The sequence below is a fragment of the Cellulophaga algicola DSM 14237 genome (assembly GCF_000186265.1).
GTDB lineage: Bacteria > Bacteroidota > Bacteroidia > Flavobacteriales > Flavobacteriaceae > Cellulophaga > Cellulophaga algicola.
Map to the genome: position 1 here is coordinate 2,301,073 of NC_014934.1, position 17,471 is coordinate 2,318,543.

Below are 17,471 nucleotides of genomic sequence, written 5' to 3' on the forward strand. Positions count from 1 at the left end.
ATTTAAAATCCCACACTGTTATGGTGTGGGATTTTTAAATTTAAAATTAGACTTCCTACTTCTTTTTACGCTTCATGATTAAGCTATCTGCAGGATAATTATTTTTTAATTGCTCCATTTGTACTTTTGCCCAATGAATAATTTTTTCACGTTGCTCATCTGTTAAGTTAGCTTCGGAATGTAAGCCAAAATTAGTGTAAGAGGCTAATGGCATTTCTTTTTCTTCTACCATTTCTATAGTTTCTTCTAATTTATGGTTTTGGACGGCTATAGGTAGCTTGGTAAATGTTGAGAAGTTTAAATGTCTTTTTCCATCGGCTACATGATCATTTAACCACCATGCTACCGGTTGAACATTTGCATACCATGGGTATTCGGTATTGTTGGAATGGCAATCATTGCAAGACACTTTTAGTAGGTGATTTACGTCTTCAGGAATTTCATATGCTGTAGAAATATCATGAGTCATGTCATTAGAAATATTCTTTTCTGGGCGAAAAAACTGAAGTACTACAAAGATCAGCCCAAGGCCAATTAGTATTTTTTTTAGCATGAAGTTAGTTTTATTGAGGTGCTATTATATGATTATGTAATCTAAAGATAAACACATTTTATTCAAAACAAAAAAAAGCCCAGAAAAAGGGCTTTTGGTTAATTTTTCAATAGTTTTAAGTAGGTGTATAATTCATATTTGTAGTAGTATTTTTTATAGGATTCCAAGCGCTGTTAAAATTAAGCAAACAACTACTCCTATAAGAATTAATACTAAAACACCAACCATAAGAGTTAGGAATCCGTTGAGTACTCTCGTACTAATGGTAACATCTTCCATAATGATCTTGTTTTAATTAAAAGTAGGGAATAAATATCTAATTTTCAGTATGCTATTGCTATTAATCGACGAACGGTATGTCTCTACTTTAGAGACTCAATTACATTATAGTATCAATATAATCCATTATTAAGTTTGTAGCTCCTTTTCTTTTAGAGATATAACTGGCGTTAATTCTTCCTGTTTCTTGGTAGTGCTTTTGTGAGGTAAGTAGCTTATTCAATTCAAGGGTAAAATGCTCTTGATTGGTAATTGAAATGACTCCTTTTTCTGCTACTAAATCTTCAGCTTCTTTAAATCCGCTATACTTAGGCCCAATCAATACCGGAATTCCGAAAACGGCAGGTTCTAGAGTATTGTGTAATCCTGTTGCAAAACCACCACCTACATAAGCAACATCAGCATAACTATATATTTTGGTAAGTATTCCAATCGTGTCTACAATTAGAACTTCATAATCAGAAGGGTTTTTATCAGACAATTCAGAATACAATACCGTTTTCTTTTGAATAGCATGTGCTAGTTTCTGTATCGCTTCTTTTTTGATGGTATGCGGAGCAAAAACAAATTTTAAACTAGAATTATTTGAGTTGATGTAGTTTACGATAATAGCTTCGTCTTCTGGCCAAGAACTACCAGCAACAAAACAGGACTTGTCTTGTTTAAAATTGCCCATGAAGTCTAACTCATTGTCTTGATCTAGAATTTTTAATACACGGTCAAATCGAGTATCTCCACTAATCGTACTATTGTTGAAGCCAATTGATTTTAATAATTCTTGTGAGTTTTTATCTTGAACAAAAAAATAGGAGAAAGCAGACAGACTCTTTCGCATGAAACTGCCGTAAATTTTGAAAAATATTTGACGTTTATTGAAAATAGCAGAGATTAATAAAGTTGGAATTTTGTTTTTTTCTAGCTCACTTAAATAATTTGGCCAAATTTCGTATTTCACAAATAGTGCAAGGTCCGGATTTACTGCTGCGATGAAACGTTTGGCATTATATCTAGTGTCTAATGGCAAATAAGTAATGACATCTGCTGAGCTTGATTTTTTTTTCACTTCAAATCCCGAAGGAGAAAAGAAAGTTACTAGTATTTGATGTTTTGAATAGTTTTTATTTAAGGCTTCAATTACAGGAAGTCCTTGTTCAAACTCTCCTAATGATGCTGTATGAATCCAGATTACGGGTGCCTCTTTTGATAATTTATCTTCCAAGGTGGTAAAGATATCTTTTCGTCCGTTTACAAATAATTTTAACTTGGGGCTAAATAGCGCCAAAATCCTAAGAAAAAAGCTAACAATATATACGGAGCAATTGTAAATAAAATGCACTTAAAAATAGTTTTCGGCTAAATTACGCTTCTTTATATAAATAGATTGGGTGCTTTACTGACTTTTTGTAATTTTACATTTCTAATGATATAAGATGCGAAAAATTCAAATGGTTGATCTTAACGGTCAATACGAAGCCATCAAAGAACAGGTAAATGCTTCATTTACAACAATTTTAGAAACTTCAGCTTTTATAAATGGACCTGAAGTACATAGTTTTCAAAAAGAATTAGAAGATTATTTAGGCGTTAAACATGTTATTCCTTGTGCCAATGGAACTGATGCTTTACAAATAGCTATGATGGGTCTTGGTTTGCAACCTGGAGATGAGGTAATCACGGCAGACTTTACTTTTGCAGCTACCGTTGAGGTGATTGCATTATTACAATTAACACCAGTTTTGGTAGATGTGTTGCCAGATACTTTTAATATTGACCCTGCTGCAATTGAACGGGCAATTACTTCAAAAACGAAGGCAATAGTTCCTGTACATCTTTTTGGTCAATGTGCAAACATGGATGTGATATTAGAAATTGCAGAAAAACATAATCTATTTGTTATCGAAGATAACGCTCAAGCAATTGGAGCAACGTATACTTCAAAAAATGGAGAGAAACAAAAAGCAGGCGCTATAGGTCATGTGGCAGCGACTTCTTTTTTTCCGTCTAAAAACTTAGGGGCATACGGAGATGGGGGTGCTATTTTTACGAATGATGATAAATTAGCACATACTTTAAGAGGAATAGTAAACCACGGAATGTACGAACGTTATCATCATGATGTGGTAGGGGTAAATTCTAGATTAGATAGTTTGCAAGCTGCAGTTTTGCGAGCTAAACTTCCCTTATTAAATGAGTATAATGCAAAGAGAAGAGATAGTGCTCGTAAGTATAATGCAGCTTTTGAAAATATAGCAGGTATTCTTATTCCTGTAACTGTTAATAATTGTGTAGGTATATGTGATACGTGTGATTGTCATGTTTTTCATCAGTATACTCTAAAAATTACAAATGGTAAGCGAGATGCTTTAGTTAAACATTTAGCAGAAAAAGGAATCCCTTGTGGAGTGTATTATCCAATTCCTTTACACAAACAAAAAGCATATGTAGACGATCGCTATAATGATGCTGACTTCCCTGTTACCAATCAATTGGTTAAAGAAGTTATCTCATTGCCAATGCATACAGAATTAGATGAAGAGCAGATAAACTTTATTACGGAGACTATTATCGGTTTTGTTACAGCATAATTAGTATTCTCTCTAGATTTATCAGGCAGAAATATAACAATTAAATAATAAAAAATGAAAATACTTGTTACCGGAGGATTGGGTTTTATTGGCTCTCATACCGTTGTAGAATTACAAAACAAAGGATTTGAAGTGATTATCATTGATGATTTATCTAATTCATCAGAAAAAGTACTTGATGGTATTGTTGCTATAACAGGTAAAAAACCCTTATTTGAAAAAATAGATTTAAAGGAAAAATCAAAAGTTGAAGATTTTTTTAAGAGGCATGCAGATGTGCAAGGAGTCATTCATTTTGCGGCCTCTAAAGCTGTGGGAGAAAGTGTTGAGAAACCGTTACTATACTACGAGAACAATATAGGTACCTTGGTTTATCTTCTTAAGGAGTTGGCAAAGAAAGATAAAGCTAGTTTTATCTTTAGTTCTTCTTGTACAGTTTATGGGCAAGCAGATAAAATGCCAATAACAGAAGATGCGCCCGTGAAAACAGCAGAATCTCCTTATGGGAATACTAAACAAATGGGTGAAGAAATTATTACAGATACTTGTAAAGTTGTACCCTCGTTAAATGCAATTGCTTTACGATATTTTAATCCTATGGGTGCACACCCAAGTACAGAAATAGGTGAGTTGCCTATAGGAGTGCCTCAGAATTTGGTCCCTTTTATTACACAGACGGGAATGGGTTTACGTGATCAGTTGTCTGTGTTTGGAGATGATTATCCTACGTCAGATGGTACTTGTGTTCGTGATTATATTCATGTGGTAGATTTGGCAAAGGCGCATGTTGTTGCTTTAGAAAGACTTCTTGAAGCTAAAAACAAAGAGAATTACGAAGTTTTTAATTTAGGAACAGGAACGGGAAGTACGGTTCTTGAAGTGATTAAAAGTTTTGAGAAGGTATCAGGAAAGAAATTGAATTATAAAATTGTACCACGCAGAACAGGTGATATTACAGAGGCCTATGCAAATACAGAAAAAGCGAATAATGAATTAGGTTGGAAAGCAGAATCTACTTTAGATGAAGCTATGAAATCTGCTTGGGATTGGGAGCAAAAGGTTAGAGCTTAGACTGAGAGTAAACTATAAATTTTAACAATAGAGCAGAAATATATGTATATTTCTGCTCTGTTTGTTTATAAAAACACCTCGAAATGAAAAAAATAACCACGCTTACGCTTCTTTTAGTTTTGACTTCTTTTTTAAATGCACAAGATACGTACCTACAGTGTGGTAAAATTATAGATATGGAGTCTGGTAAAGTATGGTCAGAAAAGACTGTAGTTATTTCGAGGACTAAAATAAAGGAGATAAAAAAAGGGTTTGTGTCGGGAGGTGCTGCAGATGCTGTCATCGATTTGAGGACAAGTACTGTGATGCCTGGTTTTATAGATATGCATGTACATATTGAAAGTGAATCTAATCCTAGGACATATGTAGAGCGTTTCACTGATAACGAAGCAGATATTGCTTTTAAATCAACCGTTTTTGCCAAGAAAACATTAATGGCTGGTTTTACTACAGTTCGAGATTTAGGAGGGTCCGGAGTTAATATAGCTATTAGGAATGCTATAAATAAAGGAATAGTAGTAGGGCCCAGGGTTTTTACAGCAGGTAAATCTATTGCTACTACTGGTGGTCATGCGGATCCTACAAATGGTAGAAGCCATGAGTTTACAGGAGATCCAGGTCCAAAAGAGGGCGTGGTTAATTCTCCTGAAGAAGGTAGAAAAGCGGTTAGACAACGGTATAAAGATGGTGCAGATGTTATAAAAATTACAGCAACAGGTGGCGTTCTTAGTGTGGCTAAGAATGGTAAAAATCCGCAATTTACAATTGATGAGATAAAAGCTATTACGCAAACTGCGGATGATTATGGTATGTTGACAGCAGCGCATGCACATGGTGATGAGGGAATGCAAAGAGCTATAAAAGGCGGTATTAAGACGATAGAGCATGGCAGTTATATGAGTGAAGAAACAATGGAATTAATGAAGCAGTACAATGCGTATTTGGTGCCCACTATTACCGCAGGGAAACAAGTAGCAGAGTAAGCAGAGATTGAAGGGTATTTTCCGGAAGTAGTTGCTGTTAAGGCAAGAGAAATAGGGCCCTTAATTCAAGGAACATTTTCAAAAGCCTATAAGAAAGGGGTGAAAATTGCCTTTGGAACAGATGCAGGGGTATACCCCCATGGCTTAAATGCTAAAGAATTTGGGTATATGGTAGAGGCTGGGATGCCAGCTATTGAAGCCATGCAATCTGCAACGGTAACAAATGCAAATTTATTGGGTGTGGCAGATGAAGTGGGATTAATTAAGGTTGGATATTTTGCAGATATTGTTGCGGTATCAGGTGATCCTCTTCAGGATATATCGCAATTAGAAAATATTACCTTCGTTATGAAAGAGGGCCAAGTTTATAAAAATGAGTTAAAACCCTAGTCTGCTAGAACCAAAATCTACTTCTGTTTCGTACATAAAGTATGATGCTTAATTTTACAGACAGCAACGCGCTTTTAACGGAATCAGTAGATAGTGGTCTTTATCAAAATCTTGTAGCTCAATTGGTGAAAGATTTTGGTTTAGCAAATGTAGATATTGACCTTCCTTTTCAAGTAAACCCTAAGAACTTAAAAACAATTCTTCATCAAAAAATCTATAGATTGATGATGGAGCGTTTTGCAGATTATCTTAATCTATTATATATTATAGATGTTCCAGAAAAAAAGGTAAAAGAGATTAAAGCTTCAGATGTTGTTGATATTTCCAATCATGTTGCTTTTTTAGTGCTGCAACGAGAATATCAAAAAGTATGGTTTAGGCAGAAATATGCTTAAAAATAAATCCTAACAAAAGGAATCAAAGCGTCTGAGTAGATGCTTTTTTCATCATGCAGCACATTGTATTTTAAGCCAACCGTAAAATTCCTATTTACATATCCAGCTCCTAGATAAAGTGCAGGGCTCCAATAGTTATCTTTAAAATCTCCATCCATAAAAGAAGTGGTTCTGTTTATCCTCAACTGCTCTAATTCACCAGATAATTGAATGGCTGGGATTATGTTATACAGGGAAATTAAACTTCCGCCATAAGCGGTAAGTGTATCATCATCAAAGGTGGCATAACTGAAGTTCAATTGTACGCCAGCGGCAAATTTTTCGGATACTTGGTATATTGCACTTGGGGAAATTGAGCCGTTAAAATAACCGTTGCCAAATCCTAGTCCTATTCCTCCGCCAAAACGAACATTATCCCAAAATTCTCCGGAATTTGTATTTTGCGAAAACGTTAGCGTTGACGAAAACGCAAAAAATAAAATCAATTGCCATCTTTTTAAGAACAAATCAGTCAAAATATTCATAATTGTTATTTTTCTTTAATATTAGTACCTAATATAGGACTAGATTTTTGAAATGTTGTATTTTTGACTAAATTTTATTCACAGGGAAGAGAAAATTATTTATGGATAAATATTCCTTTTTAAACGCTGCGCATACTTCGTTTTTTGCAGAGTTATATGACAAGTATTTAATTAATCCAGATAGTGTTGAGCCTAGTTGGCGCGCATTTTTTCAAGGATTTGATTTTGGCCAAGAGAGTCTTTTAGATGAACTTGACTTGCCAGTAACACCAAATAATGTTGCTGCACCATCTGGCACTTCAGAAATGCCACAATCACTACAAAAAGAATTTCAGGTTATTCGATTAATTGACGGGTATAGATCTCGTGGACATTTGTTTACAAAAACAAACCCTGTTCGTGAGCGAAGAAAATACGAGCCAACGTTAGCTATTGAAAATTTTGGCTTATCCTCAGAAGATTTAAATACGGTGTTTACCGCAGGAGAAATTTTAGGCATAGGTCCAAATACCTTAACGGAGATAATTTCGCACTTAACCAATATCTATTGTGATGCAATAGGGGTTGAGTACATGTATATCAGAAGTCCTGAGCGAATTAAGTGGATTCAAGATTGGCTAAATGTCAATGATAACCATCCTAATTATGATGCAGAACAAAAGAAAAAAATTCTTAGAAAACTAAATCAGGCAGTTTCTTTTGAAAGCTTTTTGCATACAAAATATGTAGGTCAAAAACGTTTTTCTTTAGAAGGTAATGAGTCGCTAATACCTGCTTTAGATGCTATTGTGGAACGCGCTGCAGTAATGGGTGTTGAGCAGTTTGTTATGGGTATGGCGCATAGGGGTAGACTAAATGTGCTTACCAATATTTTTGGTAAAGCCGCTAAAGATATCTTTAGCGAATTTGACGGTAAAGATTACGAGCAAGTAATTTTTGATGGTGATGTTAAATATCACTTGGGTTGGACTTCTGAAAGGATGTCTGATAATGGGAATAAAATAAAAATGAACATTGCGCCTAATCCATCTCACTTAGAGACTGTTGGTGCAGTTGTAGAAGGTATAACAAGAGCAAAACAAGATACACATTACAAAGAGGACTTCTCTAAAGTGTTACCAATTGTTGTGCATGGTGATGCAGCCATTGCAGGGCAAGGTTTGGTGTATGAAGTTATCCAGATGGCTAATCTTGATGGTTATAAAACTGGTGGTACAATCCATATGGTGGTAAATAACCAAATAGGTTTTACAACAAATTACCTGGATGCTCGTAGTTCTACTTATTGTACAGATGTAGGTAAAGTAACTTTGAGTCCAGTTTTACATGTTAATGCTGATGATGCAGAAGCTGTTGTTCATGCTTCTTTATTCGCTTTAGAATACAGAATGCGTTATAAGCGAGATGTTTTTCTTGATTTATTAGGGTACCGAAAATATGGGCATAATGAAGGTGATGAGCCTCGTTTTACGCAACCTAAATTATACAAAGCGATAGCCAAACATGAAAGTCCAAGAGATATTTATGCAGCAAAGCTTATTGCAGAAGGTATTATCGATGAAAATTACATTGGTAAATTAGAGCAAGAATATAAAGATTCTTTAGAAACAGAATTAGAAGATTCTCGTAAAGAAGATAAGACCGTAATCACGCCATTTATGGCAGATGAATGGAAAGGTTTTGTTCGTGTTCAAGAAGATGAGATGGTAAAGCCAATTGATACTTCTTATCCGCAAGATAAACTTACGCAAATAGCTAATTCTCTTACGAGTCTACCAAAAGGTAAAAAGTTTTTACGTAAAGTAGATAAGCTTATTGAGGATCGAAGAAAAATGTTCTTTGAGAATGATAAGTTAGATTGGGCTATGGGAGAACTGTTAGCATACGGATCTTTATTGCAAGAAGGTTTTGGCGTTAGAATGTCTGGTCAAGATGTAGAAAGAGGTACTTTTTCTCACCGTCATGCAGTTGTAAAAGTTGAGGATAGTGAAGAGGAAGTTGTTCCTTTAAATTTAATAGAAGGTAAAAAGGGCGATTTCCATATATTTAATTCACACCTTTCAGAATATGGGGTGGTAGGTTTTGATTATGGTTATGCCATGGCTAGCCCTAATACACTTACTATTTGGGAAGCGCAATTTGGAGATTTCAGCAATGGAGCTCAAATTATGATTGACCAATATATTTCTGCAGCAGAAGACAAGTGGAAATTACAAAACGGTTTGGTAATGTTACTGCCACACGGTTATGAAGGTCAGGGTGCAGAACATTCTTCTGCACGTATGGAGCGTTTTTTACAACTTTGCGCAAGTGATAATATGTTTATAGCAGATGTTACAACGCCAGCAAATATGTTTCACCTATTACGTAGACAGATGAAGGCGAATTTTAGAAAGCCTTTGGTTGTATTTACGCCAAAAAGTTTATTGCGTCATCCAAAAGCAGTATCTACTGTAGATGAGTTTGCTAATGGTGGTTTTCAAGAGGTGATAGATGATAGTGCCGCTGATGTTAAAAAAGTAAAAACTCTCGTATTCTGTACGGGTAAATTTTATTATGATTTATTAGCAGCTCGTGAAGAAAATGCTAGAGAAGATGTCGCTTTAGTTCGTGTAGAGCAATTATTTCCATTACCAGCTAGTAAAATGAAGGCGTTAATGAAGAAATATACGAAGGCAGATGATGTTGTTTGGGCACAAGAAGAGCCTAGGAATATGGGAGCTTGGAGTTTTATTATGATGCACTTTAGTGAGGCTAGTAAAGTAAGAGTAGCTTCAAGGCGTTTTTATGCGTCACCAGCAGCGGGTAGTGCAGTGCGCTCTAAACGTCGTCATCAAGAAGTGATAGATTATGTTTTTGATAAGACAAAAGATAACATGATTCGTAAGTAAGCTATTAAGTAAAGAAAAAAAGATACAGGTTAAAAATTAAAATTATACGATAATGATTTTAGAAATGAAAGTTCCTTCACCAGGGGAATCTATAACAGAAGTTGAAATTGCTGCTTGGTTAGTTCAAGACGGAGATTATGTAGAAAAAGATCAAGCAATTGCAGAAGTAGATTCTGATAAAGCAACCTTAGAATTACCTGCTGAAGAAAGTGGTATTATCACTTTGAAAGCAGAAGAGGGTGATGCTGTTGCAGTAGGTGAAGTGGTTTGTTTAATTGATACGAGTGCAGAAAAACCTTCTGGCGCATCAAAAGCTGCTGCTCCAAAAGAGGAAGTGAAAGAAACTCCTAAAGAGGAAAAGAAAGCACCACAGCCTGTACAAGCAAAAGAAACGTATGTATCTGGAGTAGCATCTCCTGCGGCAAAGAAAATATTAGCAGAAAAAGGAATGGAAGCTGGTGCGGTAAAAGGTACTGGTAAAGATGGTAGAATTACTAAAGAAGATGCAGTTCAAGCAGTACCTTCTATGGGAACACCTACTGGAGGAAAAAGAGGAGAAAGCAGGTCTAAATTGTCAATGTTACGTAGAAAAGTAGCAGAGCGTTTAGTGTCTGTTAAGAATGAAACGGCTATGTTAACTACTTTTAATGAAGTAGATATGTCTCCTATTTTTGAATTGAGAAATCAACATAAAGAATCATTCAAAAGTAAACATGGTGTAGGGCTTGGCTTTATGTCTTTCTTTACGCTTGCAGTGGTTAGGGCTTTAGAGCTTTATCCAACAGTGAACTCTATGATTGATGGAAAAGAAATGATTACCTATGATTTCTGTGATATTAGTATAGCGGTTTCAGGTCCAAAAGGATTAATGGTTCCTGTAATTAGAAATGCAGAAAACTTAACCTTTAGAGGGGTAGAAGCAGAGGTTAAAAGATTAGCGATTCGTGCTAGAGAAGGAGAAATCACAGTTAATGAAATGACAGGTGGTACCTTTACTATTACAAATGGTGGTGTCTTTGGTTCAATGTTATCTACACCAATTATAAATCCTCCGCAAAGTGCTATTTTAGGAATGCACAATATTGTTGAGCGTCCTATTGTTCGTAATGGAGAAATAGTAGCTGCACCAATAATGTATCTTGCATTATCATATGATCACAGAATAATTGATGGTAAAGAATCTGTAGGTTTCTTAGTCGCAATTAAAGAAGCATTAGAAAATCCAGTAGAATTATTAATGGATGGCAATGTAATGAAAGCATTAGAATTGTAATTCAATAGTATTAAGTTTGTAAAAAAAGCCTGAAGATGTTTATGATCTTCAGGCTTTTTTAGTGCTTTTTAGTTTTTTAATTACAATGCATATCTGCTCTAGAGCTTGGGTCTGCATTAGGGAAGCATAATCCTGTAGGCAACGCGCCAGGGGTGTATCTATTTAAATTTTTATCGGATAAACTGGTTTCAATGAATGCTGCAATAAGGTCTACTTCTTCTTCGCTTAAATGTAAAGGGGAAAATTTACCCGATAATTCGGAGGTAGAAACTTCTGTATTTTCATGTGTAGCAATGTTCTTGTATGCTATAACTTCTTTGATAGAAGTGAAGCTTCCTCCGTGTCCAAAAAACTGAACATCTGTTAAGTTATAAAGTTGGGGAACTTTAAATTTATAATTATCAGAGGTTTTGTTAGTGAAACCTCCACGGCCTTTTTTGGTAACGTCATCAATAATACCATGTACATTTGGGCCTTCTAGGTCTTTCATACCCAAGGCGTAAAATTCATCAGAGTTTAGTGCGGGTCCATTGTGGCATTGGTAACACTTTGCTTTTCCAAAAAATAAAAGAGCTCCTTTTTTTTCTGTTGGAGTCATAGCATCAAGGTCGCCTTTAAGCCAGTTTTGAAAATTTGTATCGTTAGATAAGATTGTTCTTTCGTAGGCGGCAATTGCTAAACCCGCATATACAAGGGAGTATCTTTCTGTAATAGCAACATCTGGAAAGGCTTTATCAAAAAGACTACTATACTCATTAGCGTCGCAAAAAGCTTTATCTAAGGCCATTCTATGAACAGATAATCCGGCTATCGCTTGGGTTTCTACGCCTTCAAAGCCCATTTGGTTTACGGCTTTTGGTGTTCCTTCGGTCCAATTAGCTTCGGTTCCTATGTTTTTGCTAGTTGCGCCAAATTGTCCATTCCACAACATTAATTTTTGATAGGCTGAGTTTAATACCGTTGGAGATTTTATAGGTTGTACATCAATCATGTCTTCTGTATATAAAGGATCTATGATTCTAGATTCACCAGCAATTCCAAATCCCATTCCTCCATCTCCTATACCTTGTTGTATTCCACTTTGGAAGCCTGCAGCACTATGGTGGCAGCTAGCGCAAGAATAAGTTTCTTTATTCGTTTCTGTTTTTCCTTCTAAGCCAATTCCGGTTTCATGAAATAATAATTGGCCTAATAATACTTTCTCCTCTGTAATTGGATTTTTAGGGTCTGACGGAATTTTGCTATAATCTGTACTATTAGGAAGTATGTAGTAGTTTAAATTTCCGGAAAGCTTTATTAATGTACTTTGTAATTCAGCATTTGTTAAGTCTTCTGCTAATGTTGTGTATTCGCTTTTTGTAGAACAGCTAATAAATAAGGTAAGTAATATAAGGAAGTAGGTTTTCTTTATAGTGGTATTTGAAAACATATAAATAGTAGGGTTTAGAATTTGGGGTAAATGTATGTAGGATTTTTAGAATATTTTCTGATGTAAGTCAATCTGCGTAAAATTTAGGTATTCTTCATTTTTGCCTTAGGTAAAGTACCTTTTTATCATAATCTATGATCGCTTTTCCCTTTTTCAATAGATCTGCACCTATAATTCCGTCTACTGATTTTGCATTATGATTGGTAAGTGCTTCATTTACATGTGTTAAATCAAAGAGAACAATTTTTAATTTTTTGGATGTCCATTTCCCTATTTCAATAGTGTTTTTTGTAGAAATTAAGGTTTCCATGTTTGTGGCGCCAGCTCCAGCAGCTTTTATATTGGATTCTTTTGATGTTAAATTGAAGGATTCAATTTGATCAAAACCTACACAGGTATTAGAAGCTCCAGTGTCTAATATGAAACTTCCTTCTATGCTATTTATTTTTGCTTTAATTTCAAAATGATTGGTACTAGTTAAAACTAGTGGTATTTTAAGGTATTTTTTTTGTTTTAAAAATTCTTTGAGACTCTTCACGTGTTTTTTTGATAAAGATAAGGCTATTTTTGTACCATGATATTTACAGATACACATACCCATTTATACAGTGAGGCATTTGATGATGACAGAATAGAAATTGTTAAAAAAGCGATTGATGCTGGTGTTCAGCGTTTCTTTTTGCCTGCTATAGATTCCACTTTTACTGAATCAATGATAGCCTTAGAGGAAGAATTTCCAGAACATATGTTTTTAATGACGGGTTTGCACCCTACTCATGTAAAAGATAATTATTTAGATGAAATAGCCCATGTAGAAGAGATGCTTAGTAAGCATAAATATTATGCTATTGGTGAAATTGGGATCGACTTATATTGGGATAAATCATTTGTAAAACAACAACAAGAGGCATTTAGAATGCAAATTAAGATTGCCAAAAGAGAGAAATTACCCATAGTTATTCATTGTCGCGATGCATTTGATGAAGTTTTTGAAATCTTAGAAGAAGAGAAGGCGGATGAATTATTTGGAATTTTTCATTGTTTCACTGGTTCAAAAGAGCAAGCGCTCAGGGCTATTGGGTACAATTTGAAATTAGGCATTGGTGGGGTGGCTACTTTTAAGAATGGTAAGATTGATCAATTTTTAAATGAAATAGCTATAGAGCATATAGTTCTTGAGACCGATGCGCCTTATTTGGCGCCAGTGCCATTTAGAGGAAAAAGAAATGAAAGTGCTTACCTTGTTAATGTGGCCACTAAATTAGCGACTATATATAATAGGTCTCTAGCAGAGATAGCAGAAATTACTACAACTAATTCTAAAGCAGTATTTGGAATATAAAATTGCCTATAATGACCAATAAAACTAAAATATTATTAATCTATACCGGCGGTACTATTGGTATGATTAAAGACTATAAAACTGGGGCATTAAAGGCTTTTGACTTTGGTAAATTGCAAAAGAATATACCTGAATTGGCACAATTAGATTGTGAGATTTCTAGTCATTCTTTTGATTCTCCCATAGATTCCTCAAATATTCATACCAGTCATTGGGTGTGTATATCAGAAACTATTGAGGATAATTATGATGCTTATGATGGTTTTGTTGTGCTTCATGGGAGTGACACAATGAGCTATTCTGCTTCTGCATTGAGTTATATGTTAGAAAATTTAACGAAACCAGTTATTTTTACAGGTTCCCAACTGCCAATAGGAGATTTAAGAACAGATGCTAAAGAGAATCTAATTACTTCGGTTCAAATTGCTGCTTTGCAAGCAAAAGGGGTAGCGGTAATCCAAGAGGTAGGTTTGTATTTTGAGTATAAATTGTATCGAGGAAATAGAACAACCAAGTTTAGCGCAGAACATTTTCAGGCATTTGGTTCGTTAAATTACCCTCCGTTAGCAGAATCTGGAGTACATTTAAAGGTGTTTAATGAATATTTGTTGAAGCCAAAAAGGAAAAAAAAGTTAATAGTTCATAAAATTTTAGATAATAATGTGGCTATTTTAAAATTATTTCCAGGTTTTAATGAACAATTATTGCAATCTGTTTTGCAAACACCAAATTTAAAAGCAGTAATAATTGAAACTTATGGCTCAGGAAATGCCCCAACAGATTTATGGCTGGTAGAAAATTTAAAAAAAGCTATAAAAAAAGGGATACATATTATTAACGTTACACAGTGCTCTGGAGGCAGTGTAATTATGGGGCAATATGAAACAAGTGAGCATTTACAGAAGCTGCAAGTTATTAATGGTAAGGATATTACAACAGAAGCGGCTATTACTAAATTAATGTATTTGTTGGGTTGTAAAATCTCAAATAAACTGTTTAAAACTGTTTTTGAAACTTCTCTTCGCGGAGAGATGGCTTAAAATTAACGTTGGAAATTTTATTTAATACTTTTTTTTTTGTTAATTCGACGCCTTGAAAAATTGATTATTAGAGAGGTGGCCGAGTGGTCGAAGGCGCACGCCTGGAAAGTGTGTATACCTCAAAAGGGTATCGAGGGTTCGAATCCCTTCCTCTCTGCAATTAATTTTTAATTTTTTAATTGTAAAATTTTTTTATCTTTAACCCATTAACTAATCTAATTTAAGTTTGAAAGAAATGAAAAGATTATTCTCTATCCTAGCAGTAGCTGGGTTATTTGTATGTAACACAAATACTGTTAACGCTCAAGTAAATGCAAATGCAATTACTTCTAACCTGTCTGCAACTATTGCAACAGCAGCAACTATGATTCAAGATGCAGCTGCAGCAGAGTCAGAAAGAGGTTTTGTTCAAGTATTAAAAGAAAAATTTATTGAAGGTGGAGCTGGCTTCATGGGTATCGTACTATTATGTTTGATACTTGGTTTAGCAGTTGCTATTGAAAGAATTATTTATTTAAACTTGGCAACAACAAACACTACAAAATTAAAGCAAAGAGTTGAAGATGCACTAGCTTCTGGTGGTATCGAGGCTGCTAAAGAAGTTTGTAGAAATACTAAAGGACCTGTTGCGTCTATCTACTACCAAGGTTTAGATAGAGCTGGCGAAAGTATCGAATCTGCTGAAAAAGCGGTTGTTGCTTACGGTGGTGTTCAAATGGGACAACTTGAGAAGAATGTTTCTTGGTTATCTTTATTTATCGCTATTGCTCCAATGCTTGGTTTCATGGGTACTGTAATTGGTATGATTGCTGCCTTCGAGAAAATTGCAGCAGTTGGTAACTTAAGTGCTTCTCTTATTGCAGGTGATATTCAAGTAGCGTTATTGACAACGGTATTTGGTCTTATTGTGGCTATTATTCTTCAAATTTTTTATAATTACATTATCGCTAAGATCGATAGTATTGTAAATGATATGGAAGATTCGTCAATCTCTTTGATTGATATGTTGGTAGATCACAAAAAATAAGTCGCACTTAATACTTAAGTAAAATGAATAAGATAATTAAAATTATATTAATCGTACTCAGCGTCCTAGGTTTAGTTCTATGGGTGATGATTGCAAGAGAACCTGAAGTTACAGTAGGTAATGGATCAATGAATTTTATGTTCATTATTACATTTATCTTGCTTGCTATAGCAGTACTTGCTAGTTTGTTCTTTGGATTGAAAAACGTATTCTCTACACCAGAAGGTCTTAAAAGAACTGCAATTGGAGTAGGTGGTCTTATCGTTGTTGGAATTTTATCATATGTTTTCGCAAGCGGTACAGATGTTAGCATTGAAGCAATGGAGAGAAAAACTGGAATCCTTACGGATGAAAGTACCATTAAAACTATTGGCACATTCTTAAATATGTTTTTCATATTGACGATTATTGCTGTAGGTTCAATGATATTGCCAGGTGTGAAAAAAATGTTTAACAAATAAAATAGATAACTATGCCAAGAAGAGGAGCACCACCAGAGGTTAACGCCGGTTCTATGGCAGACATAGCTTTCTTACTGTTAATCTTTTTCCTAGTAACTACTACTATTGAAACAGATGCAGGTTTAGATCGTATGTTGCCGCCATTTGAGCCGCCTACGGAAGCACCACCAATTATAAAGGAGAAGAATATTTTTACTGTAAATATCAATAAAAATGGACAACTTTTAGTTGAGGATGAACTGGCAGATATAAAAAGTTTGAGAGAAAAAGCGATGACTTTTCTTGATAACGGAGGAGCTTTAAAAGGTTCTGAAGAGTATTGTAACTATTGTAAAGGTAAAAGAGACGAGTCGTCTTCTGATAACCCTACAAAAGCTATTATTTCTTTAAAGAATGATAGAGAAACACAATACGGAGTTTATATTACGGTTCAGAATGAAATCGTAGCTGCGTATAATGAATTGCGTAATAGAGAGTCTGAAAGACTTTATAAGCGTAAATTCACCGATATGGAAGCTGAATATTTGAATCCAGAAACTTCTCCAGAAGCTAAAGAAGTTTTAAAGGAGAGAGTGAGAAAAATACAGGAATTATTTCCTCAAAAGTTCTCTGAAGCTGAAACATCAAGTGGTAATTAATCGTAAAAGTTAAAAGATATGTCAAAATTTAGCAAGAAAAAAGATGGTGATATACCTGCGGTTTCAACTGCATCTTTACCGGATATTGTTTTTATGCTTCTATTTTTCTTTATGACCGTTACGGTAATGAAAGACACTTCTGTGAATGTTCAGAATGAACTTCCTAAAGCAAGTGAAATTAAGAAGTTAGAGAAGAAAGACCGTGTAATCACTATTTATGTTGGAGCACCAACTCAGGAATACCAAAAACTTTTTGGTACTGAAGCGAAAATTCAACTTAATGATAAGTTTTCTAATCCTTCTGAAGTAGGTCCTTACATACTTCAAGAAAGAGCAAAGAAATCTGAAGATTTGCAAAATGTATTAACTACATCATTAAAAGTTGATAGAAAAGCAAACATGGGTATTATTTCTGATATTAAAGAAGAATTACGTAAAGTAAATGCTTTGAAGGTTAACTACACTACCTATGAGGGTATTGCATTTGATAACCTTAGATAGTAAGATTAGTTTCTTTCAAAATTAGTATACAAGCGCTTCAAATTTATTTGAAGCGCTTTTTTTTTAGTATTGATTTAGTTACTTTTAAT

General features: G+C 34.7%; 16 protein-coding genes, 1 tRNA gene and 1 pseudogene. 13 read left to right on the forward strand and 5 right to left on the reverse strand.

Going from position 1 to position 17,471, the window contains the following annotated elements:
* Nucleotides 1–55 precede the first annotated feature (55 nt).
* Complete coding sequence (locus CELAL_RS10000; protein WP_013550791.1) at nucleotides 56–553, reverse strand: heme-binding domain-containing protein; 498 nt, start codon at nucleotides 551–553, stop codon at nucleotides 56–58.
* Between the two features lie 379 nt (nucleotides 554–932).
* Nucleotides 933–2,168: a 3-deoxy-D-manno-octulosonic acid transferase gene (locus tag CELAL_RS10005; RefSeq protein ID WP_013550793.1), complete on the reverse strand. Its 1,236-nt coding sequence runs from the start codon at nucleotides 2,166–2,168 to the stop codon at nucleotides 933–935.
* Between the two features lie 94 nt (nucleotides 2,169–2,262).
* Here CELAL_RS10005 and CELAL_RS10010 point away from each other — a divergent pair, with 94 nt between their 5' ends.
* From CELAL_RS10010 to CELAL_RS10025, 4 genes and pseudogenes are all read left to right on the forward strand, one after another.
* Nucleotides 2,263–3,417, forward strand: a complete 1,155-nt coding sequence (locus CELAL_RS10010) for a DegT/DnrJ/EryC1/StrS family aminotransferase (RefSeq protein ID WP_041557686.1) — start codon at nucleotides 2,263–2,265, stop codon at nucleotides 3,415–3,417.
* 54 nt (nucleotides 3,418–3,471) lie between these two features.
* Complete coding sequence (gene galE / locus CELAL_RS10015; protein ID WP_013550795.1) at nucleotides 3,472–4,488, forward strand: UDP-glucose 4-epimerase GalE; 1,017 nt, start codon at nucleotides 3,472–3,474, stop codon at nucleotides 4,486–4,488.
* 83 nt (nucleotides 4,489–4,571) lie between these two features.
* A pseudogene (locus CELAL_RS10020) lies at nucleotides 4,572–5,861 on the forward strand (amidohydrolase family protein).
* Nucleotides 5,862–5,902: 41 nt separating this feature from the next.
* The gene (locus CELAL_RS10025; RefSeq protein ID WP_041557687.1) at nucleotides 5,903–6,256 is read left to right on the forward strand and encodes a hypothetical protein; all 354 of its coding nucleotides are present in this window, start codon (nucleotides 5,903–5,905) and stop codon (nucleotides 6,254–6,256) included.
* Here the strand turns inward: CELAL_RS10025 and CELAL_RS10030 are convergent.
* Nucleotides 6,253–6,780, reverse strand: a complete 528-nt coding sequence (locus tag CELAL_RS10030) for a hypothetical protein (RefSeq protein WP_013550797.1) — start codon at nucleotides 6,778–6,780, stop codon at nucleotides 6,253–6,255. The genes CELAL_RS10025 and CELAL_RS10030 overlap by 4 nt on opposite strands.
* 101 nt (nucleotides 6,781–6,881) lie before the next feature.
* Between CELAL_RS10030 and CELAL_RS10035 the strand changes: the two genes are divergently transcribed.
* Together CELAL_RS10035 and odhB are read left to right on the forward strand one after the other, a co-directional pair.
* The gene (locus CELAL_RS10035; RefSeq protein ID WP_013550798.1) at nucleotides 6,882–9,671 is read left to right on the forward strand and encodes a 2-oxoglutarate dehydrogenase E1 component; all 2,790 of its coding nucleotides are present in this window, start codon (nucleotides 6,882–6,884) and stop codon (nucleotides 9,669–9,671) included.
* 52 nt (nucleotides 9,672–9,723) lie between these two features.
* On the forward strand, nucleotides 9,724–10,944 hold the full coding sequence (gene odhB / locus CELAL_RS10040) for a 2-oxoglutarate dehydrogenase complex dihydrolipoyllysine-residue succinyltransferase (RefSeq protein WP_013550799.1): 1,221 nt from the start codon (nucleotides 9,724–9,726) through the stop codon (nucleotides 10,942–10,944).
* Nucleotides 10,945–11,020: 76 nt separating this feature from the next.
* Here the strand turns inward: odhB and CELAL_RS10045 are convergent, their stop codons facing one another.
* Both CELAL_RS10045 and CELAL_RS10050 read right to left on the reverse strand, forming a co-directional pair.
* On the reverse strand, nucleotides 11,021–12,373 hold the full coding sequence (locus CELAL_RS10045; RefSeq protein ID WP_013550800.1) for a cytochrome-c peroxidase: 1,353 nt from the start codon (nucleotides 12,371–12,373) through the stop codon (nucleotides 11,021–11,023).
* Nucleotides 12,374–12,467: 94 nt separating this feature from the next.
* On the reverse strand, nucleotides 12,468–12,911 hold the full coding sequence (locus CELAL_RS10050) for a retropepsin-like aspartic protease family protein (protein ID WP_013550801.1): 444 nt from the start codon (nucleotides 12,909–12,911) through the stop codon (nucleotides 12,468–12,470).
* Nucleotides 12,912–12,947: 36 nt separating this feature from the next.
* Here CELAL_RS10050 and CELAL_RS10055 point away from each other — a divergent pair, with 36 nt between their 5' ends.
* The 7 genes from CELAL_RS10055 to CELAL_RS10085 all read left to right on the forward strand — a co-directional run bounded on the left by CELAL_RS10055 (nucleotide 12,948) and on the right by CELAL_RS10085 (nucleotide 17,382).
* Nucleotides 12,948–13,715 carry a TatD family hydrolase gene (locus CELAL_RS10055; RefSeq protein ID WP_013550802.1) on the forward strand — a complete coding sequence of 256 codons (768 nt, stop codon included), beginning with the start codon at nucleotides 12,948–12,950 and terminating at the stop codon, nucleotides 13,713–13,715.
* Nucleotides 13,716–13,723: 8 nt separating this feature from the next.
* Nucleotides 13,724–14,755: an asparaginase gene (locus CELAL_RS10060; RefSeq protein ID WP_041558079.1), complete on the forward strand. Its 1,032-nt coding sequence runs from the start codon at nucleotides 13,724–13,726 to the stop codon at nucleotides 14,753–14,755.
* Between the two features lie 69 nt (nucleotides 14,756–14,824).
* Nucleotides 14,825–14,912 (forward strand) — tRNA-Ser (locus CELAL_RS10065).
* A gap of 78 nt (nucleotides 14,913–14,990) precedes the next feature.
* A complete protein-coding gene (locus CELAL_RS10070) occupies nucleotides 14,991–15,782 on the forward strand; it encodes a MotA/TolQ/ExbB proton channel family protein (RefSeq protein ID WP_013550804.1) in 792 nt (263 codons plus the stop codon).
* A gap of 23 nt (nucleotides 15,783–15,805) precedes the next feature.
* Nucleotides 15,806–16,243 (forward strand): hypothetical protein, encoded by a 438-nt coding sequence (locus CELAL_RS10075; RefSeq protein WP_013550805.1) that lies wholly within the window; start codon nucleotides 15,806–15,808, stop codon nucleotides 16,241–16,243.
* A gap of 11 nt (nucleotides 16,244–16,254) precedes the next feature.
* Nucleotides 16,255–16,881, forward strand: coding sequence for an ExbD/TolR family protein (locus CELAL_RS10080; RefSeq protein ID WP_013550806.1), 627 nt, complete (start codon nucleotides 16,255–16,257; stop codon nucleotides 16,879–16,881).
* Nucleotides 16,882–16,899: 18 nt separating this feature from the next.
* Nucleotides 16,900–17,382, forward strand: a complete 483-nt coding sequence (locus tag CELAL_RS10085) for an ExbD/TolR family protein (protein WP_013550807.1) — start codon at nucleotides 16,900–16,902, stop codon at nucleotides 17,380–17,382.
* The last annotated feature ends 89 nt before the right edge of the window (nucleotides 17,383–17,471 follow it).